Here is a 25,715-nt window from a genome sequence, read left to right on the forward strand (position 1 = left end):
TTCATAAAAGAGGCCGTGTTGTTTTGCAAAACAGATGTATAAGCTCAGGAGGTGGGATTTTTCATGGAAATCTTTTTGAAAGTGCTGCTCGTTGTGTTCTCGATTGCTGTTATTGCGGTTGTTTTACTGCAAAAGGGGAAAAGCGCAGGTTTGTCCGGTGCCATCTCTGGCGGTGCTGAGCATCTGTTCGGCAAGACAAAAGCTCGCGGTATGGATTTGATTTTACAACGCGCAACTGCTGTACTGGGTGCGGGTTTCATGATCGTTTCTGTTTTAGTTGCATTTTTTGCAAAATAAGATAAATATGTACCTTAAGCCTTCGTTTCGCGGGAAACGGGGGCTTTTTTTAGATTTTGGACAGGCAGGGATGCCGTCGATTAAATTCGTGTATACTAGGGTATGAGTATATTAAGAGCCTTGTATCAGGAACAAGGAACAAGGACATGCGGATTTATTACTGAAAATTAAAGGTCACCCGAGGTGGACAATATTATGATAACAGAGCAACAACTACTCGATTTTATGCGCGAGACCGCATACAAACCCATGACTTACCAGGAGCTGGAGCAGCACTTTGATATTAAGGATGCGGAAGATTTCCGTGAATTTCTTAAGCTTTTGAATGCTTTGGAGGAAGAGGGGAAAATTCTGCTGACCCGCACAAACCGTTATGGTGTGCCGGAACGAATGGATTTGCAGCGTGGGCGTTTGCAAGCTCATGCCAAGGGATTTGCTTTTCTGATTCCAGAGGACCGGGAGCACCCGGATGTATATATTCATGCCAACGATTTAAAGAGTGCGATGAATGGAGATACGGTACTGGTAAGAGTGTCATCGAAGGGACCTGCGGGCGGTCGACTAGAAGGTGAAGTTGTACGGATCGTGAAGCGCGCAGTGCTTCAAGTAGTAGGCGTGTTTCAGAGCCACGAAGCATACGGTTTCGTTTTGCCGGATGATAAGCGCATTAACCGGGATATTTTCATTCCAAAAACAAGCTTCAATGGAGCTGTAAACGGTCAAAAGGTCGTTGTGCGTATTGTGAGCTATCCAGAAGGACGAGCAGCAGCGGAAGGCGAAGTGTTGGAGGTTTTGGGTCATAAGGATGATCCAGGCGTCGACATTTTGTCAGTTATCCGTAAGCATCAGCTTCCAGAAGCTTTTCCAGATGAAGTGACAGAGGAAGCGGAGAATGCTCCCGACGCGATTACGGAAGAAGAGATTGTTCGTCAGGGACGGCGCGATCTGCGTGATAAGATCATTGTTACCATTGATGGTGAGGATGCCAAAGACCTGGATGATGCTGTCAATGTAGAGCGCTTGCCGAACGGAAACTACCGTCTGGGCGTTCATATTGCCGACGTAGGGTATTATGTGCGTGAGAACTCCAAGCTGGATCAGGAGGCATATAACCGCGGTTGTAGCGTGTATTTAGTAGACCGTGTCATTCCTATGCTTCCACATCGACTTTCGAACGGAATATGTTCTTTGAATCCACAGGTGGATCGACTGACTCTATCCTGTGAGATGGAATTCAATGAGCATATGAAGGTTGTAAAGCATGATATTTTCACCAGTGTGATTAAAACGAAGGAACGGATGACGTACACTAACGTTCGCAAAATCCTCGAAGAGGAAGATGCTGAACTGATGGAACGGTACAAGGATCTCATTGATGTATTCAGCACGATGAAGGAATTGGCATTGAAGCTGCGTGCTAATCGAATGCGCCGAGGCGCGGTTGATTTTGACTTTGATGAAGCCAAAGTGATTGTGGATAATGAAGGCAAAGCTGTCGATATTGTAAAGAGAGATCGTACGATAGCTGAACAAATTATTGAAGAGTTTATGTTGGCGGCCAATGAAACGGTAGCCGAACATTTCCATTGGCTCAAAGTACCTTTCTTGTACCGGATTCATGAGGACCCAGATCCAGAGAAGCTGCAAAACTTTATGGCTTTCGCAGCCAATTTTGGGCATCAGATCAAAGGTAGAGGAAATTCCATTCATCCGCGCGCGCTGCAAACGTTGCTAGAAGACATCCAGGGTACGAAAGAGCAAACCGTGCTTAGCACGATGATGCTGCGTTCGATGAAGCAGGCAAAGTATGATGCGGAATCGACAGGACATTTTGGATTGGCAGCGGAGTATTACTCTCATTTTACATCGCCGATCCGTCGTTACCCTGACTTGGTGATTCACCGTGTCATTCGTGAGGTATTGGAGAATGGCGGAGCTTTACCAGCCGAACGTCAGGAATATTTGACTGCACGTATGCCTGATATTGCGCAGCAGTCTTCCGAGCGTGAACGCGTAGCTGTGGATGCAGAGCGTGATACAGAGCAGATGAAAAAGGCTGAATACATGCTGGACAAGGTCGGCGAGGAATTCGAGGGGATCATCAGCAGTGTAACCAGCTTTGGGATGTTCATTGAGCTGGACAATACAGTGGAGGGCCTGACGCGTCTGAGTGCGCTTACGGACGACTATTATCATTTTGACGAGCAGCATATGGCGTTGATTGGCGAACGTACCTCCAAGGTGTTCCGCATTGGGGATGAGGTTAAAGTTCGCGTCGCGCGTGTGAATATGGAAGATTACACAATTGACTTTGAACTTGTCGATATGAAGCAACGGCAACGCCGTGAACGGACTGGCGGTACAGGACAAGGTGGAGACTTTGCGCGTGGCGAGAGCCGTGGTAAAGGCAAAGGCCGAGAAGGGCGTGACCGCAAGGGCGGCAAGGACAAGACTGGCAATGAGCGTAAAGGCGGTCGTGATGTTACCGGGAAGCCAAAAGAAGCTGGCGCTGGTAACGGAGGGATTAGCACCGCAGGTCGTTCAGGGCGCGGCGGCGGAAACGGAGCTGGAGCCGGCTCAGCTAGCAACTTCGGCTTTGGCAGTGGCAAGGGCGGGTATAACTCGCCAGCATCCGGGGCAAGCAAGCGACGGAAGAAGACGTCTGCCAGCGGTATTTTCATCGGCGGAGCAGCTACACCAGGGAGTGATGCCAGACCAAACGGTGAAGGCGCAGCACGGCGCAAGCGGAAGAATAAGGGCGGAAGTGGCGGCAATAGCACCGCGGGCTTTGTGCGGAAAAAGAAGAAGTAGGAAGTTAGAGTTTACTTACTTTGAAGGGTGGAGCTTCCATTGCAGTGAATGAAGCTGACTTTGAAGCATAGGTTATACGGGCGGTTTCTGTCTGCTGTATTGGATGGAAGCCGCTTGGTTTTAAGTGTGATATAAGTGCAGTTTGAAATGTAGAAGGCTTGACCTTTCTTGCTTTTACCATCTGAAATTTGTTACAATATATTTCTAGGTGGCTCTTTGTAGCCGGATTTTGATGCTTGGATTTCAAGAGTGAATTACGTTATTCATAAGGAGTGGTATTCATGGGTAAGAAGGCAGACGGGAAAGTGCTCGCCCAGAACAAAAAAGCTTCCCATGACTATTTTATTGAGGACACCTACGAGGCGGGCATGGTGCTTACGGGAACAGAAATTAAGTCTCTACGGAATGGTCGCTCCAATATAAGTGATGCATTTGCTACGATCCGTAATGGCGAAATTCATATTCACAATATGCATATCAGTCCTTTCGAGCAAGGCAATCGTAATAATCCTACCGATCCGACCCGTACACGTAAGCTGCTGTTGCATAAAGAACAGATTCGCAAGCTTATCGGATTGTCCAAACAGGAAGGCTACACGATTGTTCCGTTAAAGATTTATGTTCGCAATGGTTATGCCAAGCTTCTGCTCGGACTGGGTAGAGGTAAGAAGCAGTATGATAAACGTGATGCTGCCGCTAAACGCGATGCACAGCGTGATATCCAACGTGCTTTGCGCGAGAAGCAGAAAATTGCAAGATAAGTTGCTGTATTATTGGGTATGGTACAAATTACGTGGAGAAGTTACTTGTTCCTGTAATGGTGCTATTTTATAAGGCTTAAATAGCTTCATTTCGTTTCGTAATGACCTGTAATATGGTATACTAACGAAGTAGTCAGTTTTAAAGCTTTTAACTTTGTTCGAGTGTTGAATCCTAGGATTCAGCTTTTGATATTATGCATGCTTATGCTCCGGTATTTCCGGTTTTATCCGTGGAGCCCTTTTATAATAAGGGGGCGTTTATGGATTCGACGGGGATAGTTCGAGCATGGGTAGCGGGTAGTGGGGACGCGTCCGCTTCATCAACGCTAAAGCCTATTAAACGGCAAACAACAAAACAACTACGCTTTCGCAGCCTAAGAAACTGTGTGCGTGCTTCTACCCAGCATCGTCCATGTGACTGGGATAGGGGCTAACAAATAGTGGAATACGCTGTCTCATCTCCGCCTGCGGTGAGCTGAAGAAGATAATCAGGCTGACCCGAAGGGAATCCGGTGACAGGGAGTTTCTAGGGTGACATCAAAACTGTCACTACACCCGTAGAAGCTTATGTGTCGTTATCTTCGGACAGGGGTTCGACTCCCCTCGCCTCCATTCTAAAAACCCGCTCACTGAGCGGGTTTTATTTATTAATAATGAGTGATGAAATGTAATTTGGATGTAGAAACAACAAGGAATCGTCAAGGACTTGTTCAAAGAAGAACTAGAGCTGAAAATGAACTATAACAGATTTTTACATAGTACAAGATGATTGATTATAATCAAATGGCACTGGTCACACATTTAGTTTAAAATAGATCGTAAGAGAAGGTGTCTGCAATAGGTACCTTAATATAATGGGGGTTACAACATGATTACAGGTGAGATCAAAAACAAGATTGATATTATATGGACAACATTATGGACAGAGGGAAATACAAACCCTTTAACAAATATTGAGCAATTAACATATTTACTCTTCATTAAAGGCTTAGATGAAGGTGAACTAAAAAAAGAAAACGAAGCGGAATTTTTAGGGCTTGAATATAAAGGGATTTTCTCGGAAATGCCAGCAGACTTCAATGAAGTGCAAAAGAAATACTGGCCAATGATGCGTTGGACACAGTTTAAGAACTTACCTGCCCAAGAAATGTATGAAGTAATGGTGAGTACGATTTTTCCATTCATCAAAACGTTAGGTGGTAAAGAAGAATCTGCATTCTCAAAGTACATGAAAGATGCAATGTTCCAAATTAATAAACCTGCTACATTACAAAAAGTAGTAACAGCACTTGATAGCATCCCAATGGAAGAGCGTGATACAAAAGGGGACATTTACGAGTACTTATTATCGAAGCTACAACAAGCGGGTACAAACGGTCAATTCCGTACACCACGCCATATTATCAATATGATGGTAGAACTCATGAAGCCGTCACCAGAAGATATCATTATCGATCCGGCAATGGGTTCAGCGGGTTTCCTTGTTTCAGCAAGTGAATTTTTACGCAAGAACCATCAAGACCTGTTTTTAGTACAAGGGTTAAACGAGCACTTCCATAACCACATGTTCTATGGGAATGATATGGATACAACGATGCTACGTATTGGAGCTATGAACATGATGTTGCACGGGGTAGACGCTCCAAATATTGATTATCGTGATTCACTATCTGAGGAAAATAAAGATGAGGATAAATACACATTAGTGCTAGCGAATCCACCATTTAAAGGATCATTAGACTATGATGCTGTATCGAATGACTTGTTAAAAGTAGCGAAAACGAAGAAAACAGAGTTATTATTCGTGTCGCTTATTTTACGTACGCTAAAGGCCGGTGGACGTGCTGCTGTGATCGTACCGGATGGCGTTTTGTTCGGCAGTTCAAATGCGCATAAAGCCATTCGTAAAGAAATTATCGATAACAATAAGTTAGAAGCGATCATTTCAATGCCAAGTGGCGTATTCAAGCCGTATGCAGGGGTTTCAACAGGTATTATGATTTTCACGAAAACAGGTACAGGTGGAACGGATCACGTATGGTTCTATGATATGAAGGCTGATGGATACTCATTAGATGATAAACGCGCACCAATTGAAGCGAATGATAGTGAAGATATTATTACACGGTTCAGTAACTTACAAGGTGAAGTAGAACGTAAACGTACAGAGCAATCATTCTTTGTGCCAGTGGATGAGATTCGTGAGCAAGTGTATGACTTGTCGATTAATAAGTATAAAGAGGTTGAGTATGAGGAAGTGGAGTATAAAAAGCCTAAAGTTATTATTAATGAAATTCTAACTCTTGAGACAGAAGTTCTTAATGATCTAAATGTTCTTAAGGAGTTGTTAGAGAATGAGTAAAATAGAAGTTCTAAAAATTAAAGATGTAGCCACAGTTTATTCAGGGACAACTCCAGATACTAAGAGTAGTGAAAACTTTTTAGGGGAAATAAATTGGTATACCCCTGCAGAGATCAATGGTATAAAACCGGAATATGTATATCATTCTGAAAGAAAGATCACCGAAGAAGCTAGAAGGAAAAAGAGCATACCTCTACTCCCTAAAAATACAATTTTGCTTACTTCCAGAGCGCCAATTGGTAAGGTCGCGATAGCAGGGAGTGAATTTTGTACAAATCAAGGATTCAAAAATATCGTTTGTGACGAGAATAAAGTAATTCCTAAATATTTAGCATATTGGTTATCAAATAAAAAAGAGTTTTTAAATAGTCTTGGAAGAGGTGCTACATTTAAAGAAATTTCTAAAAAAATCGTTGAAGAAATTAAAGTTCCTGTCCCTAGTATTGAGGTGCAAAGACAAGTAGTAATGGTATTGGATAATCTCAATAATATTATAGAAAAACGCCAATCCCAAATCACAGCATTAGATAAATTAAGACATAGTTTGTTTTTAGAGATGTTTGGAGATCCAGTCATGAATCCTAAAAAGTATTCGTTAAAAACATTGAAGGATTTATGTATTAAAATAACTGATGGGACACATCATTCTCCTCCTATGGTTGAAACCGGTATTCCATATATTTCTGCAAAACATTTGGGCAAAGGATACTTAGATTTTTATTCAAATCCTTCATATATTTCTAAAGAAGATCATGACAAAATATACAAGAGATGCGATCCGATTAAAGGTGATGTTTTATATATTAAAGATGGAGCCACAACGGGAATTGCAGGTATAAATCATTACAATTTTGAGTTTAGCATGTTATCAAGTTTAGCTTTAATTAGAACTAATGACGAACAACTAAATAATCATTACTTGGTATATTATTTAAATAATCAACGTGTGAAAGAAAATGTTCTAAGTAATATGAGTGGTGGTGCCATAAAACGGTTAACAATAAAAAAAATAAGTGATTTGTCTATTGTAGTACCGGCAATTGAGTCACAGCGTGAATTTGTAGGGAAAATCAAAAAAATTAATAAACAAAAAGAACTGTTAGAATATAGTCTTGATGAAATGAATACTTTATACAATTCCCTACTCCAAAAAGCCTTCAAAGGTGAACTATTTCCAGAACAATAACGATCTCGCATAGGAGACAAGTATATGTTGAACTTCGATTTTTTAAAGGACAAACAGTTATTCACTAGCTTTGCCAATGCCTGTTTTGAAGCGGAAAAGGCGATGCAAGTTAGCCCAGCCACGGTTGCGATTTTATCGCGCCGTGCGCTTGAGCTTGCGGTCAAATGGGTGTATCAGTTTGATAATGATGTGAGAATACCCTATCAAGATAACCTCTCAAGCTTGATTCATAATCGTCACTTTTTGGGCATCATTGATGAAGAACTGTTGCCGATGATGAAATATGTGGTGAAGCTTGGTAATGCAGCTGTACATACGAATGTGGCAATTACTCGTGATGAAGCGGTATTGTCTTTACATAATTTACATCAGTTTGTGGCATGGATTGATTATTGTTACGCCGAGGAATATACTGTATCTACGTTTGATGAGGCGTTACTGTATGATGCAGTATACAAGCGAGAGCGTCCAGAGGAACTAAGTGATTTATATGACAAGCTAAGTGCTAAGGATCAGTCACTTGAAGAGCTTCGTAAGCAGAATGAAGAACTCCGGGCACAACTAACGGCTAATCGTGTAGATTCACAACGAGATTACGATTTTGATGTCGATGCGATTTCAGAGTTTGAGACGCGTAAACGCTATATCGATTTAGACTTAAAGTTAGCTGGTTGGGAAATTGGCAAAAACGTTGAGATAGAATATCCGGTAACAGGTATGCCAAATGCAAAAGGCGAAGGTTACGTAGATTATGTGTTACGCGGTACGAACGGTAAAATTTTAGCTGTTGTTGAAGCAAAACGTACTTCACGTGATCCCAAAGAAGGGCGTAACCAAGCAAAACTGTACGCGGATTGTGTGGAGCAGGTGCAGGGGATACGACCTGTCATTTTTTATACAAACGGCTTTGAAACGCATATTTGGCATGAACACTATGCAGCACGTAAAGTGTCAGGCTTCTATACACAAGATGAGCTACAATTGTTAATCGACCGTCGCCAAATCAAGCAGCCTTTAACAAATATTGAAATAGATGATGATATTACGAACCGATATTATCAAAAAGAAGCGATTCTAGCGATTTGTGATACGTTCAGTAACAACCAACGAAAAGGCTTACTCGTAATGGCAACAGGCAGTGGTAAAACACGTACAGCGATCTCATTAGTCGATGTGTTAACGAAAAATTATTGGGTAAAAAATGTACTGTTTCTTGCGGATCGTACATCTTTAGTGAAGCAAGCTTTTCGTAACTTCAACACACTGCTTCCGAACTTATCATTAAGCAATATGCTTGAAAAAAATTCGAACCCTGAAGCTGCTCGTATGGTGTTCTCGACATATCCAACGATGATGAATGCGATTGATGAAGTGAAGCGTAAGGACGGCAACCGTTTATTTACGATAGGGCATTTCGATTTAATTATTATTGACGAATCACACCGTTCAATTTATCAGAAGTATAAAAGCATTTTCGATTATTTCGATGGGATGCTTGTTGGTTTAACCGCAACGCCAAAGGATGAACTTGATAAAAATACGTACACGATTTTTGATTTAGAAAACGGCGTACCGACCTTTGCCTATGAATTAGCGAAGGCTGTAGAGGATGGCTACTTAGTTGATTATCGCACGCGAGAAACAACGTTGAAAATTTTAGATGATGGTATTCGTTATGATGATTTATCCGAGGACGAAAAAGAAGAATTTGAAGAGATTTTTGAAGATGAACCGCAAGTAAGGGATATTGATAGCTCAGCCATTAATCATTTTGTATTTAACAAGAACACAATTGATCACGTGTTAAATGATTTAATGGAATATGGCTTGAAGGTTGAAGGTGGGGACAAGTTAGGGAAGACTATTATTTTTGCCAAAAACCACAAGCATGCGATGGCCATTAAAGAACGCTTCGATTTGAAATTCCCTGAATACGATGGTAATTTTGCTGAGGTAATCGACTATAGTGTGGAATATTATCAGACGCTTATTGATGACTTCTCAACTCCGGACAAGATGCCACAAATTGCAATTTCGGTTGATATGCTAGATACGGGAATTGATGTGCCTGATGTATTAAACTTAGTCTTCTTCAAAAAGGTGCGCTCGAAAACGAAGTTCTGGCAGATGGTCGGTCGCGGAACACGTCTCCGTATAGACTTATTTGGACCAGGATTGGATAAGGGCTACTTCTTAATATTTGATTATTTAAGAAATTTTGAATATTTCCGTGTGAATGAAAAAGGTGAAGAGGTCAAAATAACTCAAACATTAACGGAAAGGCTATTTAACACAAAGGTTGACATTGTACGTGAATTACAATCGCTTCAATATCAAGAAGCACCGTTTATATCTTATCGAGAACAGCTATTGAAGGAGATCGTATCGGACGTTCGAGCATTAAATGATGAAAATTTCCGAGTGCGCCAATACTTACAATATGTGCACAGGTATCAAAATGAGGAGACCTGGCAAGCGTTATCGGTCGTGCAGACCAATGAAGTGAAAGAAAACATTTCACCGTTAATTACACCGATTGAAGATGATGAGTTAGCCAAACGTTTTGATCTGTTAATGCTGACGATTGAATTAGCAAGTTTGCAGTCAAATAATGCCACAAAGCCAATTCGCCGAGTTATTGATACAGCCGAAGCACTTTCAAAACTAGGGACAATTCCACAAGTATTAGCACAAAAAGATGTGATTGATGATGTACGAACGATGGAATTCTGGGAAGAGGCTTCGCTTGCTGATCTAGAAAGGGTACGTATTGCACTACGTGATTTAATTCGCTATATTGAGCGTTCGAATCAGAAAATCTACTACACGGATTTCCAAGATGAAGTGTTAACTGTTGCAGAAAATGCGTCGATTTATAATGTGAATGACTTACAAAGCTATCGAAAAAAGGTAGAGCATTACTTAAAAGAGCATCAACATGAGAATACATTAGCGATTTATAAGCTGCGTAACAACAAACCATTAACGAAGCAAGATGTGGAATACTTAGAGCAAATTTTGTGGAGTGAACTTGGTTCCAAAGAACAGTACGAAAAAGATTATGGCGATACCCCGGTAACAATGCTCGTTCGTAAAATCGTAGGTCTTGACCGCGAAGCCGCTGTTGAAGCATTTTCAACGTTTATTTCTGAACAGAATTTGAACTTACAACAAACGAAATTCGTTGAGTTGATCATTGACTACATCGTTAAGAATGGCACATTAGAACGCCAGGCATTGCAGCAAGATCCGTTTAGTTCAGTAGGTGGCATCATGGTTGTGTTCAAGGACCAGCTTCCAAAGGCTCGAGGAATTTTAGATATCATCGACCATATCAACCGTAATGCGGAGGATATTTCTAAAGACTATTCACAAAGTCCTTTTGCATATTAGGTAAATCCTTGCTTATATGATGACGCCAATTGTATTTTTGCTAAGCCGGGGTTCACCTCCACCAGCCTGAACACCATCTATTAGGATGGTGTTTTTGCTATATTTAGGACATAATTGTAATAGACGTGTTGCCAGGAAAACTTTAGCAGGATTATGCGGTGCATACTCCTATGTTATAATTAATAAGTACAATATCTTTTGAAAAATCAAACTTCACGTTTCTATATATAAATTCATTGGACAAGGAGTACATTGGCTAACTATACACGATGACCAGGCTGTATTGCACCACAAATTAATTATAATCGGTGCAGGCGCATCAGGACTCATGGCCGCCGTTAATGCGTGAGATTTAGGTGTTGATACCGCCGTTCTGGAGGGGAATGACCGGATTGGGAAGAAAATCTCCATGACAGGCGACGGTCGTTGTAATATTACGAACGATTCCACTGTGGTGGATACGGATAACGAAGCGGTGGCTTTGTTGCGCAAGTATTACAGCAGGCAGGCTGAATTTACGCTGCCTGTGCTACAACAATTCGGCATCGATCAAACCATTGATTTCTTTCATGTGCTCGGGCTGCCGCTTACGAAATTAAAAGAGGGTTTAATGTACCCGATGTCACTACAGGCGGCATCTGTGGTGGATATTTTCGAGCTTGCTCTAGAGGAGCTGAACATTCCGGTATACCTAAAAAACAAAGTGCTCGATGTCACCGTATCTGCAGATCATCCGCGATTTAAAATTACATGCCGAACGGAAACAGAGGAGCAGGTGGTCTACACTAGCGAATATCTGTTTCTCTGTACGGGTGTTCATACCTGCCAGAATGCGGGGACGGATGGGTCCGGATATACAATCGCCCAACGAATGGGGCATTCCTTGGTGGAGCCTGTTCCGGCCCTCGTACAATTGAAAGTGAAATATATATATCAGAAGGCACTAAGCGGCATCAAACTCCAAGGACGAGCCGACATCCTCGTGAACGGCAAAGTCGCCCGCAGTGAAACAGGCGAAATACACTACACTGATTATGGCTTCTCCGGTCCAACGATCCTACAGCTTAGCGGAAGGCAGCCGTTCATCTCGCGAAAGGGGACACCGTTACCCTATCCATCGATTTGATGCCGAACCGCACGGAGGAAGAGGTTATCGAATTTCTGGAGACGAACTGGGGACGTTCGCGCACCGAACGGTCGCGGAGTCCTTCGTCGGTTTTCTACACAAGAAAATTGTCTCCGTCCTGCTGAAGGAAGCGAAGATTGATCAAGAGCCTGGGCCTGGAGCTCCGGTTATTCCGCCGCGAAGGCACTTACTGATCAACTTGGCAGGCATAGTGTATAAAGATGGATAGTTGTGTGGCTCTCACACAGGAAACACGCATCGGCGAATTGTGGTTTTGAACAGCCACGGTTCGCCTCCATTTGAGTAAGACGAGAAAGCCATCAGCCAGTGATTCTGGTTGGTGGCTTTTTATTATGGCTCTAGTAATTGAGATGAAGAGGTTTTACACAACTTGTAGCTTAAAGGTGTCTCTAAGTGTTCTGGCTGCTTTTCTTTTGAATAAGTGTTGACAAGAATAAAAAAGTATTATATCTTTATATCAAGATAAATAAATTAAAGATAAGAGCAATCAGCAATTTTGAATAGGGAGGTATACACATGATCACCATTTTAGAAAGAATTAATCAGTTTGCAAAAAAAGCGAAAGAAGTTGGGTTGACTGAAATTGAAAAAACGGAACAAACGGATCTTCGTAAAGAATACCTTCAAATCTTTCGGGGCTCTGTACAAAGCATTCTCTTGAATGCTACGATTTATGATCCGAATGGAGACGATGTTACGCCTGAAAAACTGAAAAAGGAACAGGCTCAAATCGCTAAACCATGAATTTAATTCTATCAAATATCTCTAAATTAAATATCTTAAAATAATAAATATAATATGGAGGGTGATTTTTATGTTGGCAAGTGGATTGTTACTGATACGTTTGGTAGTTGGATTGTTATTGGTGGGGCACGGAGCACAGAAACTGTTTGGCTGGTTTGGCGGCTATGGCCCAAAAGGTACTGGCGGTTGGATGGAATCGATCGGAATTAAGCCCGGGGTATTCATGGCAGTGTCTGCTGGGTTGATGGAATTGTTGGGAGGAGCTCTATTTGCTGTAGGATTGCTCACTCCACTGGCTGCATTGTTGATTACGGCGACTATGCTTGGAGCAATTTTCAAAGTACATGGCCAAAATGGGATCTGGGCAACAGCTAATGGCTATGAATATCCGCTAGTTCTTATTGCAGTCGTAATAGGTATTGCGTTGACAGGAGCAGGTTCATATTCCATTGATGCAATCCTTAATTAATACATGAACTTAGGTCATTAAAAGTCATCAACAATAAAAAAACAAAGGTTTCTACAATTAAAGGAGGGTTTCATATGTCACTTCAAACTACAGGTATTCATCATATTACAGCTTTTGCCAGTAATCCGCAGGGAAATGTCGACTTCTATGCCGGCGTCCTGGGACTTCGGTTAGTGAAGAAAACGATCAACTTCGATGCTCCTGAGGTTTACCACTTGTACTTTGGCAACGATGCAGGAAGTCCTGGAACGATCATTACTTTTTTCCCTGCACCAGGAACTCCCAAAGGGCGATTCGGAGGTGGCCAGGTGGGCATAACCTCGTATGTGGTACCCCCAGGTTCACTTGATTTTTGGCAGCATCGTTTGCAAAGCTTTGATATTCAAGTTACGAAAACGAGCCGTTTTTCTGAACAATATCTTCAATTTGAGGATAATGAGGGCTTACGTCTTGAGCTTGTTGAACGTGAAGAGGGAGCGAATAGTACTTGGTCTTACGGTGGCATTTCAGCCGATAAAGCAATTAAGGGGTTTGGAGGTGCCGTGCTATTTAGTGTCAATCCACAGAGAACGATGGATGCATTGGAGAGCATACTCGGATTTACAAAAATCGCTAAAGACGCCGAATATGCGCGTTTTCAGTCCGTAGGAGAAATCGGCAACATCGTGGATGTTCCACTCGCCAAAATGGGTCTAGGCTTTGGTGGAGCAGGCACGGTACATCACATTGCATGGCGTGCAAAAGATTTCGAACAACATGAAGAATGGAGAAGCGCAGTCCAGCATTATGGCTATCAGCCGACTCCAATCATAGACCGCCAATATTTTAATGCTATATATTTCAGAGAAGCGGGCGGCATATTATTTGAAATTGCTACAGATCCACCGGGATTTGCTAACGATGAACCTGCTGAATCTTTGGGGCAGAAATTAATGCTGCCAGAGTGGTATGAACCGCAGCGGGCTCAAATCGAGGCGAATCTGCATCCTATTAAAGTGAGAACATTAACTGGAAAACAACAGTAAACGAAACGGCTGCTGTTTCGCCCCCAGAGGAAACAGGATCAAACCCACTTTGACAAAATTGGTCATAGTGGGTTTTCATTTTTTCGAGTGCTCCAGATGAACCTCCCCCCAATCATACATACTGCGCAATATGGGGACGAAATTTGCCCCGTGACCTGTTAGCGAGTATTCAACACGGGGAGGGATTTCTTTGAATACTTCCCGATGCACAAACCCGTCTTCTTCTAATTCTCTTAGCTGCTTGGTTAACATCGCTTGTGTGATATCAGGAAACATTAGCATCAAGGCTTTGACAAGCCATATGAAAATATTCTAGGGGCGAAGAAGATGAACATTAATATTCTATACGGTCACCCTTATCCTAAGAGCTTTAACAAAGCGATTTTGGAGCAGGTGATCGCTCATCCTAACGTACGAGGGGCGAATGTTAAGGTAAAAGACTTAATCCAAATGTCATTTAATCCGACGGTAGGCTTAAAGGATTTAGAGGCTAAGGTCACTAACGTATTGCCAGAGGAGATAGTAAAAGAACAGGAGGATTTATTGTGGGCAGATGCCTTGATTATTATTTCACCGGTATGGTGGGGCGGATTTCCCGCTGTTATTAAAGGATACATAGATAGAGTGTTCACAACAGGACTCATACGCTCTTCTAATGGTGTATATGGGCTTGAGGGCAAGAGAGCCTACTCGATTTTTACAACAGGATCTTCAGAAGACTATATTCGTATATCACGTCAGAAAGATATGCTCTACGCGGCGAACGATAATTTGTTTGGGTTCGCTAAGTTTTCGGATGCTGAGATTAAGCTTCTTTACTCGGTGCCGCGTGTAACCTCGGAGGAACGAAAAGCAATGCTGCTGGATGTCAATCGATTTGCCGATCGTATTTTTGATATGAGACCGGGAGAGGGAGGCAGTACGAGGGATAGCCTTTCTCTTCAAGCTTTGGAGCATGATTTGGCTAGCCATTAAGATGATGTAAACTGAAGGATGTTACTTTGGACAAATGAAGAACACCCTTATGGGTGTTCAGAGTGTCGAGAAAGTCCAGAGGACTTTTCGACACTTCTATTTTTATATGGGGAGACGCATCTTTTAAAACAAAAATCGATTTAAAACGATCTGAGGACCCTAGTTTTTAGACCACTAAGACAGTTTTAAACCCCCTGCAAAAAAACAGGGGGTTTCTCGACAATCTGAACACCCTTATGGGTGTTTTTTCGTTAGATTTCCGGGTGTTTCCCGTGTAATATTTTGCTTGATAGCCTTAATTTTCTCCTCAGTGAAGACTCCTGAATCCAGCAGGTCTAGAATGGAGAGCACGCCGCCGCGAGAACCCCAGCTGCCTTCTTCAATGACCTGGAAGGATACCCACCAAGTCGGGGATGGTTCCGGTACACCAAGTACTTTAGTCAAATTGCCAAGAATATTTTCAAGCACTTTTTTGCGAACGTCGTTAGGCCAGTCACCATCCATCACCAGAACATTGACAGTAATTACATCACGTTCTGGCTGATCCGACAGCAATTGCCCGCCAATTGCCATGTAATCTATTGGACGTTCGGTGAAATGGACCTGAAACCCTTCTCTTGCTGGCGGACAATATTGACCTACCTCTGGAACGAGAACTGCATCCGTCAAACCTTCTGCCAAAAGACGACGCTGTTCAAGCGTTATGCGGCCTACTGGATAATTTACACTGATCATGGTCATGGTCTGATATCTCCTTATTGAGGTTTAACCAAGCGATGTCTTGGAATTCTTTATGATATCTGTATCCAAGGCTTCATCTTGGCAAGCTCATTGGTATTTGTTGATATCGTTAATATAAAACGGTGATAAACCCTTGTCAACACTAATTATTATAATAATATATATTTATATAATATATTGATTAGATGTGAAGCTAGTTTAAATGGGCTATAATTATGTCTAGTCTAATGAAAGCATGACATACTACAGAGATTTGCTAGAGGTACTAGGAGGCATAATATACAATGGCGAGACAGTCAGGAAAAACCAATACAATGTTTGCGGTATTAGGCATTCTGAGTCTGGGTCCTCATACCGGTTATGATATAAAGCAACATATGGAGCAGAGCACTAGTTATTTTTGGAATGAGAACTATGGTCAGATCTATCCCAGCCTTGCAGAGCTACTGGATCGAAAAGATATTGCAGTCGAGGTCATTCGACAGAAAGGCAAGCCTGACAAGAAACTCTACAGCATTACCGATCAGGGAAGGCAGACGTTGTCAGACTGGCTTTCTCAGCCAATGGAGCATGTGGTGATGCTTAAAAAAAATGAGCTGCTGTTGAGGGTGTTTTTTGGCGGCAATTCTTCGCCTGAAACGATTATAAAGCACATACAGGAGTATAAAGAAAAGCTAGTGGAAAGCTTGCATATTTTTGAAGAACTTGAACGTTGGCTTATCAACGTAGAGCATAAAGACCATAACCACAAATATTGGATGATCACAATGAGCTATGGTAAGAGTCAGTTTAGCAGTTTAATTAGCTGGTGCGATGATAGCATTAAAATATTGAGTTCTTAGCAGTAGGTAAAACTCATATGTAATGAATAATCAGAAAGCATGCTGAACTATCATGAGGAATAGAAAACTAGTAACGACAATTCTTGTCGTCTTCTCCGCATAGGGCCTCGACTCCTCCATAAAGCTGCTTGCCAAGTTGGGCTCGCACCTTTATGGAGGAGTTTTTTTATCCCGTAAGGAGGACGCAATACACACGATTTTGTAAGCTGTAAATGAGTAACTATTATTCCACCAGCTTTTCAGACTTCACTAGCATTTCTCGTAACACATGAGCGACTCGACTTTTCCGGTTCGCTGCTTTCTTTTTTATCAAGTGTAATGATTTTTTGTATGCATGAGTATGGCTTTGATCGTAGAACTGTTTGGCTGCAATGCGTAATGTTTTTCTCAACAACATGGCTGATGAGCGTGTTAACCTAGAGCGGAATCCCCTGCGCAATACCCGCAATGTATTTTTGTAGGTCTCAAAATCCTCGGATGGAGGGATAAGGGCGAATAAATTTAACGAGGAGTCATTGAATCCGTAGGTTTCATACATGATTCTCAGATTTTCCGTATTTAACACGTTACCTCTAAGATAGGTTGGATGTTCCTGATGATATCCGACCACCTCTTTGATGCAATAAAAAGGGATTTTCAAGCGATGTAGTCTATAGCCAAGGTCCCAGTCTTCGAGTCCATACAGCACAAACCGTTCATTGAAACCTCTAATACGAATCAAGTGACTGCGTCTGATGGCTACACAACGAGTAACTAGCAGCATCCAGGGGGCTACGTCCGTTGAGGCAAATTGTTTCTGCGTATTGGGAGGAACCCTTGTGGGACTAACTACTTTAGACAGTGCACCCGTTTGGTGAAGGATATCTTCTGGGGTTATGATCGGAGTAATTTCGTTCGCTGCTTCATAGTCAGCATTCCATAAGTTGGACTGCGTAAGTATGTTGCGACATTGTTCTTTTTCTTCAGGGGAAAAGTCAGGGTAATAATGGGTAAAAGCATCGTCCCACGAGTGAGGAATGCCTGAAAGCACGGACTTGGGATATTTATGGTGATAACGGCTCACGATCCTAATGAATTCCGGTAATACTACAAAGTCAGCGTCGCAGAAGATGATGTACAGCCCTTTTGCACGGCGCAGTCCCAAATTTCGAACGGCAGATCGACCGCGTTGTTCCTGATGTGACACATAGATAAGAGGATAGGATGCTTTGAAGCCTTCGACCATTTCTTTTGTTCCGTCTGTAGAACCGTCATCAGCTACAATGACTTCGAATAGTTGCTTTGGATAGGTTTGTGTCTCAAATGAAGCGAGTGTAAGCAACAATTGCTGGGCTCGATTATAGGTTGGAATGATGATGCTGTAGCGGATAGCCAATATGATCTCCCCCCCACCATTTTTATTAGAAAACGCTTGAACAAGATAAATAATAACAATGTATTCAAGGATTTTAGCCTGGTCTAGTCAAACATCCCTCCAGGTTCGAAACAGGCTTGGTCTTATTACCGATATTAAGGTGGGGGTTCTGTATCTTCTGTTGTTTTGCAGGTACGTTCAGTGGTGTTATGTATGTGTAATCATGGTATTATGCATAGAGATGTAAAGTAAAAGCAAGGAAGCTTCCGATCCGCTGAAAGCCCACTCAGCATACAGAAACAAACATGAGATGAAATGGGCAAGTTATGGTAAACTATATAGAGTTATAGAAGACCTGAAAGAGGAGTACTATATGACACAATTTGTCTATAAGCAAATTATTGACGATCTCAAGATGAAAATTTTTGCTGGAAAGTTTGCAGATATGAGATTGCCAGATGAACGTAGTCTTAGTGAGACTTACCAGGTTAGTCGTAGTTCAATTAAACGTGCTCTGACTAAAATGGAGAATGTCGGAATCATTTTCAAAAAACAAGGTTCCGGGACATTTATTAATCCATTATACATAAGAAATGAATCTATCTTTAACTACGAAGGCTCTAATCTAGGGGTCACTGATAATTTTCAAATGCATGGTAAAAAGCCGAAAATCAAAGTACTGAGTTTTGAGGTCATTCCGCCAACAGAAGAGTTACAGCGCGATTTGTTCTTGGAGACTCATGATTTTGTTTACAAAATTGTTCGCTTACGTCTGTTTGATGATGATCCTTTTATGATTGAAACGGGCTATATCCCCATTAAAATTGTCCAGAATTTAAATCAGACCATTATCGAGGGGTCCATTTTTAATTATTTGGAAGACTCACGGAACTTGGCTGTCACCAAATCTTTTTTATCCATTTTTGCAGAACCGTCTCAAGAGAATGATCAAAAGCTACTACATTTAAATGAAAATGAGCCTGTAGGTATTATGGAAGGTGTGTTCTTTTTAGATAACGGTACGCCATTTGAGTTTTCTCATATGCGATTTCATTACAAATATTTGAAATTTAACACCTTTGTATCGGTTCACTAATGATAAGACTGGAGAATTCTCCGGTCTTTTTTTTATGGTTTTGAGAAAAGGATTGGAGCCTGCTATTACCTCGTTTATTGCAAATTTTATTGGTTTATACTTCTATATATTTTAATGTAAGAGCTTTTTTACTGTCTTTTTAATTTATATTTCATAGTATGTTCAAAATTTCACAAAATTGGACCGTATCACTTGTGAAAAAGGTTGAATTTAATCAGCGTAGCGTTATGATGTACATGTAGATGAAATTTCCGGAAATAAATTACAAACAAAACTACTTAGGGAGTGGACACCATGTCGTTATCACCCGTGTTAGCAGATTATTCATCTAAAACATATTTAGAAAAACTTGATGCATATTGGCGTGCAACGAACTACATTTCGGTAGGTCAGCTGTATTTAAAAGATAATCCTTTGTTGAGAGAGCCTTTAAAAGATTCAGATGTGAAGGTTAAGCCTATTGGACACTGGGGCACAATTCCGGGCCAAAACTTTATTTATGCACATCTAAATCGTGTTATTAATAAATATGATTTGAGCATGCTTTACATTGAAGGTCCTGGTCACGGCGGCCAGGTTATGGTTTCAAATTCTTATCTGGATGGAAGCTACACTGAAATCTATCCGCAAATTACACAAGATATCTCAGGTATGAAGAAATTGTTCAAACAATTCTCTTTCCCTGGCGGTATTGCTTCACATGCTGCTCCTGAAACACCTGGATCTATCCATGAAGGTGGAGAATTAGGCTACTCCCTTTCTCATGGTGTAGGTGCCATTCTGGATAATCCTGATCTGATTTCAGCTGTTGTTATTGGTGATGGTGAAGCTGAAACAGGCCCATTAGCCGCTTCGTGGTTCTCTAACCGATTTATCAACCCCATCACAGATGGTGCAGTGCTACCAATCTTGCACTTGAATGGCTTTAAGATTAGTAACCCAACGATTATGTCTCGTCAATCAAAAGAAGAATTGACCTCATACTTTAAAGGTTTGGGTTGGGAGCCGTTCTTTGTTGAAGGTGAAAATCCGGATCACATGCATCCAGAAATGGCGAAAGTATTGGATACGGCCATCGAGAAGATTGAAGCTATTCAAAAGAATGCGCGTGAAAATAATGACCTTACTCGTCCGGCGTGGCCGATGATTGTATTCCGTTCACCTAAAGGCTGGACGGGTCCGAAGGAATGGGACAACGTGCCGAATGAAAATTCATTCCGTGCCCATCAGGTTCCAATTCCGGTTGATCAAAAAAATATGCAGCACGCACCTGCTTTGTTAGAATGGCTGAATAGCTATAGACCAGAGGAATTGTTCGACGAAAACGGTCGTTTAAACTCTGAGCTTGCTGAAATTTTGCCTACAGGCGATAAACGCATGGGAATGAACCCTGTTGCGAATGCGGGTAACCTCATTAAAGACTTGAAATTACCGGATTTCCGTAACTATGCGCTGGATAATTCCGTACCTGGTAAAGTGATTGCGCAAGATATGTCGGTTTTAGGGAAATACGTTAAAGATGTGGTTCTTTTAAATGAAGAAAATCGTAATTTCAGAATCTTTGGACCGGATGAAACGATGTCTAATCGCTTGGCTCCTGTTTTTGAAGTAACCAAACGCCAATGGATGGACCAAGTTATTGAACCTAATGATGAATTCTTATCATCCTATGGCCGTGTAATTGATTCTCAATTATCCGAACACCAAGCTGAAGGATTGCTGGAAGGTTATGTATTAACAGGTCGCCATGGTTTCTTTGCAAGTTACGAAGCCTTCCTGCGTGTGGTTGACTCGATGATCACCCAGCACTTTAAGTGGCTGCGTAAAGCAACGGATCAAGGATGGCGTGCAGATATCCCATCACTGAATGTCGTAGCAACTTCAACAGTGTTCCAACAGGATCATAATGGGTATACACACCAAGATCCAGGTTTGTTAGGTCATTTGGCTGATAAAAAACCAGAATTTATTCGGGAGTATCTGCCAGCTGATGCCAATTCATTGTTGGCTGTTTTCGACACCATTTTAAACGACCGTCAAAAGATCAACTTGATTGTTTCGTCTAAACACCCACGTCCACAATGGTTTACTGCTGATGAAGCGAAAGAATTGGTGGATAAAGGGTTGAAGATCATTGACTGGGCAAGTACAGATCAAGGTGGAGAACCTGAACTTGTCATTGCTTCTGCTGGTACAGAGCCAACGATTGAAAGTTTAGCTGCAATTTCTATTTTGCATGAAAAACTGCCTGACTTGAAGATTCGGTACATCAACGTGGTAGATTTGCTGAAACTGAGAAGTCAAAAACTAGACCCGCGTGGATTATCCGACGCCGAGTTTGATCATTTTTTCACAAAAGACAAGCCCGTTGTTTTCGCTTTCCATGGTTACGAAGGTCTGATCAAAGATCTGTTCTTTGATCGTCACAATCATAACTTGCATGTACATGGTTACCGTGAGAATGGCGATATTACGACACCATTTGATATGCGTGTATTGAATCAAATGGATCGTTTTGACTTAGTGAAGGAAGCTGTTCTCAACTTACCTGACGCTGGGAAGTACACCAACATTGTAGATGAAATGGATGCTACGATTAAGAAACATCATCAATTCATTCGCGAAGAGGGTATTGACCTACCAGAGGTAGAGAACTGGGTATGGAATGGCTTGAAATAAAAATACAGACACTTCAACTTTGTGTTGGACAACCAAGCCATCAAGCATGAAGTGGAATATATGATTTGGTAGTGGTACAAGTGCCTGCCCCCTTGACTTCAAGTATGATTTCAATGGGGATCAGGCGCTTTTTGATTTAGCACAAAGAGAACTTGGTAGGGAAGTTACGAGCTAGTGGGTATATACATATATAGGGGACGGAATGGATTGCTATATTTTGCCGGAGCTTTGAAGAGGTGTTATGGTATATGAGAATAATAAAGGAGGCTGTAATTATGAACCAACAAATTCCGGAGAAGGTATTGAATGATGGCATTAAAGTGCCCGTCATTGGATTTGGGACTGCTGGAATTAAGGGTGCAGATGGAGTCAAGGCGATTACCGGCGCGATTGATGCAGGTTACCGTCTGATCGACACAGCGTTCAACTATGAAAATGAGGGTGCTGTTGGGAAAGCGGTCCAGCAGAGCTCTGTTCCCAGAGAAGAATTGTTGATTTGCTCCAAACTACCGGGTCGCCGACATGCTTACCAAGAAGCCATTGTAACGATCGAAGAGTCATTATATAGAGGAGGCCTGGACTATTATGATCTTTATCTGATCCATTGGCCGAATCCCCAAATTGATCGATATGTTGAAGCCTGGCAGGCGTTAATTGAGGCGAAGAAAAGGGGCTATATCCGTTCCATTGGGGTCTGCAATTTCTTGCCCGAGCATAATGAACGTTTAATTCGGGAAACAGGTGTCACGCCGAGCTTAAATCAAGTTGAATTGCATCCATTATTTAATCAGGAACAGCAGCGTGCAAAAGATGCTGAACAGGGCATCGTGACGGAATCATGGAGCCCCTTGGGTCGCGGTCACAGCATGCTGGAGAATGAAGAGATTGGGAAAATTGCTGCTGCTCATGATAAAACGACTACACAAGCGATTTTACGTTGGCATATCCAACTTGGAGCAATCCCGATCCCTAAGGCCTCTTCTTTAAAACACCAAACGGAGAATCTAGATATTTTTGATTTTGAGTTGTCTCCAGAGGAAATGAACGTGATTTCGGCATTTAGCAGTGAGGATGGACGGATATGGGGGCAGGACCCCAAGTCCTATGAAGAACTATAATCAGGAACCATAATAGAAGGGTTCAAAAATCTGTCGCGGGTTTTTGGACCCTTTGCTTTTATAATAAAACGAACACACATCTGAAAGTGATCGATGGGCCAGTATATATGGCTGGGGAACATTTTTTACCGGATTTGATGTATGATATGGTGGAATGTAGTCCTTTCGAAGGAGGTCATCATGGGGATTTTGTCAAGGTTTAGGGATATTATGAAAATGAATGTTAACGCCTTAATGGATAAGGTGGGAGATTCGGAGAAAACCATTGACGATTATATGCGGAATTTGAACAGTGATCTAGGCAAGGTGAAAGCGGAGACGGCTTCAGTGTTGGCTGATGAGAGAAGGACGAAAAGAGCACTGGATGAATGCAAAGCCGAGATCAAAAAGCTCCAGCATTATGCCAGTAAGTCTGTGGAAGCTGGTAATGAAGAGGAAGCTCGAAAGTTTCTGGAGAGAAAAGGTTTGCAGGCGGAGAAATTGGAACAATTACAAACATCCTATGATTTAGCTTCGACAAACGCCGTAAATATGAAACAAATGCAGGAGAAGTTGGTGTCCGATATGGGGCAACTAGAAGCGCGGCACGCTGAACTTAAAGGGAAGATGGCGGTTGCCAAAGCACAGCAAACCTTGAATTCTATAGGCAGCAATAATTCCGCTTTCGAAGTTATGGAAGAGCAGGTGAACAGAGCGTATGATGAAGCGATGGCTATAGCCGAGCTTCGGGCAGGAACGAAGGACGACCTGGATGCTTTATAAGGAATCATAACAGTATCTACATGAAGAGGTGAGCAGATGCCGGTTATCGAATACAAATGCCCCAACTGCGGCAGCGGCATGGTCTTTGACGGTGAGACAGGGATGTTATCCTGTCATAGTTGCGGAAGAGAGGACAATATTGAATCTATTCCTGATCCTCTGATAAATCGTATTTTTTCAGAAGATGAGGCCCATGAGTATCATTGTAATAACTGCGGAGCAGTGATTATGACCGAAGTGGAGACGAGTGCAACGGTGTGCAGCTTTTGTGGTTCTGCCGTGGTTCTTGGAGACCGACTGACCGGGAAGCTGGCTCCGGCGCAGGTTATTCCTTTTTCAATCAGTAAGGAAGAGGCCATAGTTGCTTTCAAAAAATGGTGCAAGAACGGCCGTCTGACGCCGAACCGGTTCATGATGGCAGACCGAATCAAGGGAATAACCGGGATGTATGTGCCCTTCTGGTTATATGAATTACATAATAAAATTGAGGTTCAAGGTGAAGGTACCCAAGTGAGAACCTATACGAGCGGAGACTACGAATATACGGAAACGAAGCATTTTGATGTATATCGGAAAATCCGTTTGAATTATGTAAAGGTTCCGATTGATGCTGCGGAGAAAATGAACGACGAGCTGATGGATAAATTGGAGCCTTTTCCATACGATCAGCTAAAACCCTTTAAAACGCCATATCTAGCAGGTTATATTGCGGAGAAGTACAGTTATAACGAAGAAGAGCTCTTCCCGCGAGTTAAAGAGAAAGTGAAGGAATATATTGATGCTTATATTCATTCTACGGTGTCGGAGTATACGTCCGTGAGTTATACGGAAAAGCAAATTGATACTACATTAAAACAAGCGGATTATGTTCTACTCCCGGTATGGGTCATACACTATGACTACAATCAATTGGAGCATACGTTTGCTATGAACGGACAGACGGGCAAGGTAGTCGGTAAGCCTCCGATCAGCAAGTTCAAAGTGACAGCTTGGTTTGCAGGAATTTTCGGCATTACTCTCTTCTCATTAAGATTAATCACTTGGCTGATGATGGGAGGGGAATTCTATTGAAAAAGCATAGAGCCATTATAGCCGTCTTGTTGTTCTTTGCTGTTTTTCTGGCAGTTCCTATGGAAATGAAGGGCGAACCAGCAACGACAGAAATGAAGCCATTGATTTATGATGAAGCGGGTCTGCTCAATCAGGAAGAGTATGATGTGTTGAACACTATGGCTAATCAATACGGAGCGGAAAGAGAAACGGACATTATTATTTATACTACTCTCAATCCCGACAATATGGATGTTATGAAAATGACGCAGGACTTTTATGATGACCATGGCCCTGGGTATGACAGATCTCATGGGAACGCGGTCATTTTAACGATGGATATGAGAAATAGAGAGGTGTACTTGGCCGGATTTTATAAGGCAGAACGGTATCTGGATGATGACAGGCTTACTAAAATACGCCATGAGATTAGCCCGGATCTGACGAACGGCAACTATGGGCTGGCATTTCAAAAGTATATTCTGAGTGCGCACAAATATTTGGCCATCCGTCCAGGGGTGAATCCAGACAGTATATTTTTTAAAGGATGGCTTCATTTGGCGGTGGCGCTGGGATTGGCAGCGTTGATCGTGGGTAAGATGGTTTCCAATTCTGGCGGTCGGGTTACGGTAAATCGGCAGACCTACGAGGATGCGAACGCTTCGGGAGTTCTGGAGCATCGAGATCAGTATCTTCACACAACGACAACGAAACGGAAGATTGAAAAGAGCAGCAGTAGCAGCAGCTCAGGCGGTGGTGGCGGAACTACCAGCGGCGGTCATTCGCATAGCGGCAGCAGAGGATCATTTTAACTGAGGATTTTGCAAAAATCCAATAAGCGACTTTCAATGAACAATATATAGATCGAAATGGTCTAGTTCGTCTATATATTGCACTTTGGAG

General features: G+C 42.1%; 21 protein-coding genes and 1 other RNA gene. 19 read left to right on the forward strand and 3 right to left on the reverse strand.

The features are described 5' to 3' along the window. Positions 1–63: 63 nt before the first annotated feature. From secG to ACYCSE_RS10325, 11 genes are all read left to right on the forward strand, one after another. Positions 64–297 (forward strand): preprotein translocase subunit SecG, encoded by a 234-nt coding sequence (secG, locus tag ACYCSE_RS10275; RefSeq protein ID WP_013308268.1) that lies wholly within the window; start codon positions 64–66, stop codon positions 295–297. A 195-nt stretch (positions 298–492) separates the two neighbouring features. Next, complete coding sequence (rnr, locus tag ACYCSE_RS10280; RefSeq protein WP_459702174.1) at positions 493–3,108, forward strand: ribonuclease R; 2,616 nt, start codon at positions 493–495, stop codon at positions 3,106–3,108. Between the two features lie 281 nt (positions 3,109–3,389). Then, positions 3,390–3,869, forward strand: a complete 480-nt coding sequence (gene smpB / locus ACYCSE_RS10285; protein WP_013308270.1) for an SsrA-binding protein SmpB — start codon at positions 3,390–3,392, stop codon at positions 3,867–3,869. Positions 3,870–4,119: 250 nt separating this feature from the next. Continuing rightward, positions 4,120–4,484, forward strand: a transfer-messenger RNA (tmRNA) gene (ssrA, locus tag ACYCSE_RS10290). Positions 4,485–4,737: 253 nt separating this feature from the next. Then, positions 4,738–6,231 (forward strand): type I restriction-modification system subunit M, encoded by a 1,494-nt coding sequence (locus ACYCSE_RS10295; RefSeq protein ID WP_459702175.1) that lies wholly within the window; start codon positions 4,738–4,740, stop codon positions 6,229–6,231. Further along, positions 6,224–7,417 carry a restriction endonuclease subunit S gene (locus ACYCSE_RS10300; RefSeq protein WP_459702176.1) on the forward strand — a complete coding sequence of 398 codons (1,194 nt, stop codon included), beginning with the start codon at positions 6,224–6,226 and terminating at the stop codon, positions 7,415–7,417. The genes ACYCSE_RS10295 and ACYCSE_RS10300 overlap by 8 nt, the downstream gene beginning before the upstream one ends. A 24-nt stretch (positions 7,418–7,441) precedes the next feature. Beyond that, positions 7,442–10,810: a DEAD/DEAH box helicase family protein gene (locus ACYCSE_RS10305; RefSeq protein ID WP_459702177.1), complete on the forward strand. Its 3,369-nt coding sequence runs from the start codon at positions 7,442–7,444 to the stop codon at positions 10,808–10,810. A 409-nt stretch (positions 10,811–11,219) separates the two neighbouring features. Further along, on the forward strand, positions 11,220–11,936 hold the full coding sequence (locus ACYCSE_RS10310) for an NAD(P)/FAD-dependent oxidoreductase (protein ID WP_459702178.1): 717 nt from the start codon (positions 11,220–11,222) through the stop codon (positions 11,934–11,936). 537 nt (positions 11,937–12,473) lie between these two features. Next, the gene (locus ACYCSE_RS10315) at positions 12,474–12,701 is read left to right on the forward strand and encodes a DUF896 domain-containing protein (RefSeq protein ID WP_459702179.1); all 228 of its coding nucleotides are present in this window, start codon (positions 12,474–12,476) and stop codon (positions 12,699–12,701) included. A gap of 70 nt (positions 12,702–12,771) precedes the next feature. Further along, positions 12,772–13,170: a DoxX family protein gene (locus ACYCSE_RS10320; RefSeq protein WP_025718852.1), complete on the forward strand. Its 399-nt coding sequence runs from the start codon at positions 12,772–12,774 to the stop codon at positions 13,168–13,170. A 74-nt stretch (positions 13,171–13,244) separates the two neighbouring features. Next, a complete protein-coding gene (locus tag ACYCSE_RS10325; RefSeq protein WP_459702180.1) occupies positions 13,245–14,195 on the forward strand; it encodes a ring-cleaving dioxygenase in 951 nt (316 codons plus the stop codon). Positions 14,196–14,270: 75 nt separating this feature from the next. On the opposite strand, the gene ACYCSE_RS10330 is transcribed toward ACYCSE_RS10325, so the two are convergent. Then, the gene (locus ACYCSE_RS10330; protein ID WP_459702501.1) at positions 14,271–14,477 is read right to left on the reverse strand and encodes a winged helix-turn-helix transcriptional regulator; all 207 of its coding nucleotides are present in this window, start codon (positions 14,475–14,477) and stop codon (positions 14,271–14,273) included. A gap of 45 nt (positions 14,478–14,522) precedes the next feature. Here ACYCSE_RS10330 and ACYCSE_RS10335 point away from each other — a divergent pair, with 45 nt between their 5' ends. Then, positions 14,523–15,170, forward strand: a complete 648-nt coding sequence (locus tag ACYCSE_RS10335; RefSeq protein ID WP_459702181.1) for an NAD(P)H-dependent oxidoreductase — start codon at positions 14,523–14,525, stop codon at positions 15,168–15,170. Between the two features lie 234 nt (positions 15,171–15,404). Here ACYCSE_RS10335 and ACYCSE_RS10340 read toward each other — a convergent pair whose 3' ends face one another. After that, positions 15,405–15,911, reverse strand: a complete 507-nt coding sequence (locus ACYCSE_RS10340) for a tautomerase family protein (protein WP_459702182.1) — start codon at positions 15,909–15,911, stop codon at positions 15,405–15,407. Between the two features lie 284 nt (positions 15,912–16,195). On the opposite strand from ACYCSE_RS10340, the gene ACYCSE_RS10345 reads away from it, so the two are divergent. Then, positions 16,196–16,753 carry a PadR family transcriptional regulator gene (locus ACYCSE_RS10345; protein ID WP_023986500.1) on the forward strand — a complete coding sequence of 186 codons (558 nt, stop codon included), beginning with the start codon at positions 16,196–16,198 and terminating at the stop codon, positions 16,751–16,753. Positions 16,754–16,976: 223 nt separating this feature from the next. On the opposite strand, the gene ACYCSE_RS10350 is transcribed toward ACYCSE_RS10345, so the two are convergent. Next, complete coding sequence (locus ACYCSE_RS10350) at positions 16,977–18,128, reverse strand: glycosyltransferase (RefSeq protein ID WP_459702183.1); 1,152 nt, start codon at positions 18,126–18,128, stop codon at positions 16,977–16,979. A 352-nt stretch (positions 18,129–18,480) separates the two neighbouring features. On the opposite strand from ACYCSE_RS10350, the gene ACYCSE_RS10355 reads away from it, so the two are divergent. The 6 genes from ACYCSE_RS10355 to ACYCSE_RS10380 all read left to right on the forward strand — a co-directional run bounded on the left by ACYCSE_RS10355 (position 18,481) and on the right by ACYCSE_RS10380 (position 25,624). Next, entirely contained in the window at positions 18,481–19,203 is a 723-nt protein-coding gene (locus ACYCSE_RS10355; protein ID WP_023986502.1) for a GntR family transcriptional regulator, read from the forward strand. 294 nt (positions 19,204–19,497) lie between these two features. After that, entirely contained in the window at positions 19,498–21,882 is a 2,385-nt protein-coding gene (locus tag ACYCSE_RS10360) for a phosphoketolase family protein (RefSeq protein WP_459702184.1), read from the forward strand. A 275-nt stretch (positions 21,883–22,157) separates the two neighbouring features. Next, positions 22,158–23,000 (forward strand): aldo/keto reductase, encoded by an 843-nt coding sequence (locus ACYCSE_RS10365; protein ID WP_452565962.1) that lies wholly within the window; start codon positions 22,158–22,160, stop codon positions 22,998–23,000. Between the two features lie 180 nt (positions 23,001–23,180). After that, positions 23,181–23,762, forward strand: coding sequence for a PspA/IM30 family protein (locus ACYCSE_RS10370; protein WP_459702185.1), 582 nt, complete (start codon positions 23,181–23,183; stop codon positions 23,760–23,762). A 36-nt stretch (positions 23,763–23,798) separates the two neighbouring features. Then, complete coding sequence (locus ACYCSE_RS10375; protein WP_061830225.1) at positions 23,799–24,833, forward strand: TFIIB-type zinc ribbon-containing protein; 1,035 nt, start codon at positions 23,799–23,801, stop codon at positions 24,831–24,833. Beyond that, positions 24,830–25,624 carry a TPM domain-containing protein gene (locus ACYCSE_RS10380; protein ID WP_069290814.1) on the forward strand — a complete coding sequence of 265 codons (795 nt, stop codon included), beginning with the start codon at positions 24,830–24,832 and terminating at the stop codon, positions 25,622–25,624. Before ACYCSE_RS10375 ends, ACYCSE_RS10380 begins: the two co-directional genes overlap by 4 nt. The last annotated feature ends 91 nt before the right edge of the window (positions 25,625–25,715 follow it).

The organism is Paenibacillus sp. SEL1 (genome assembly GCF_054602535.1).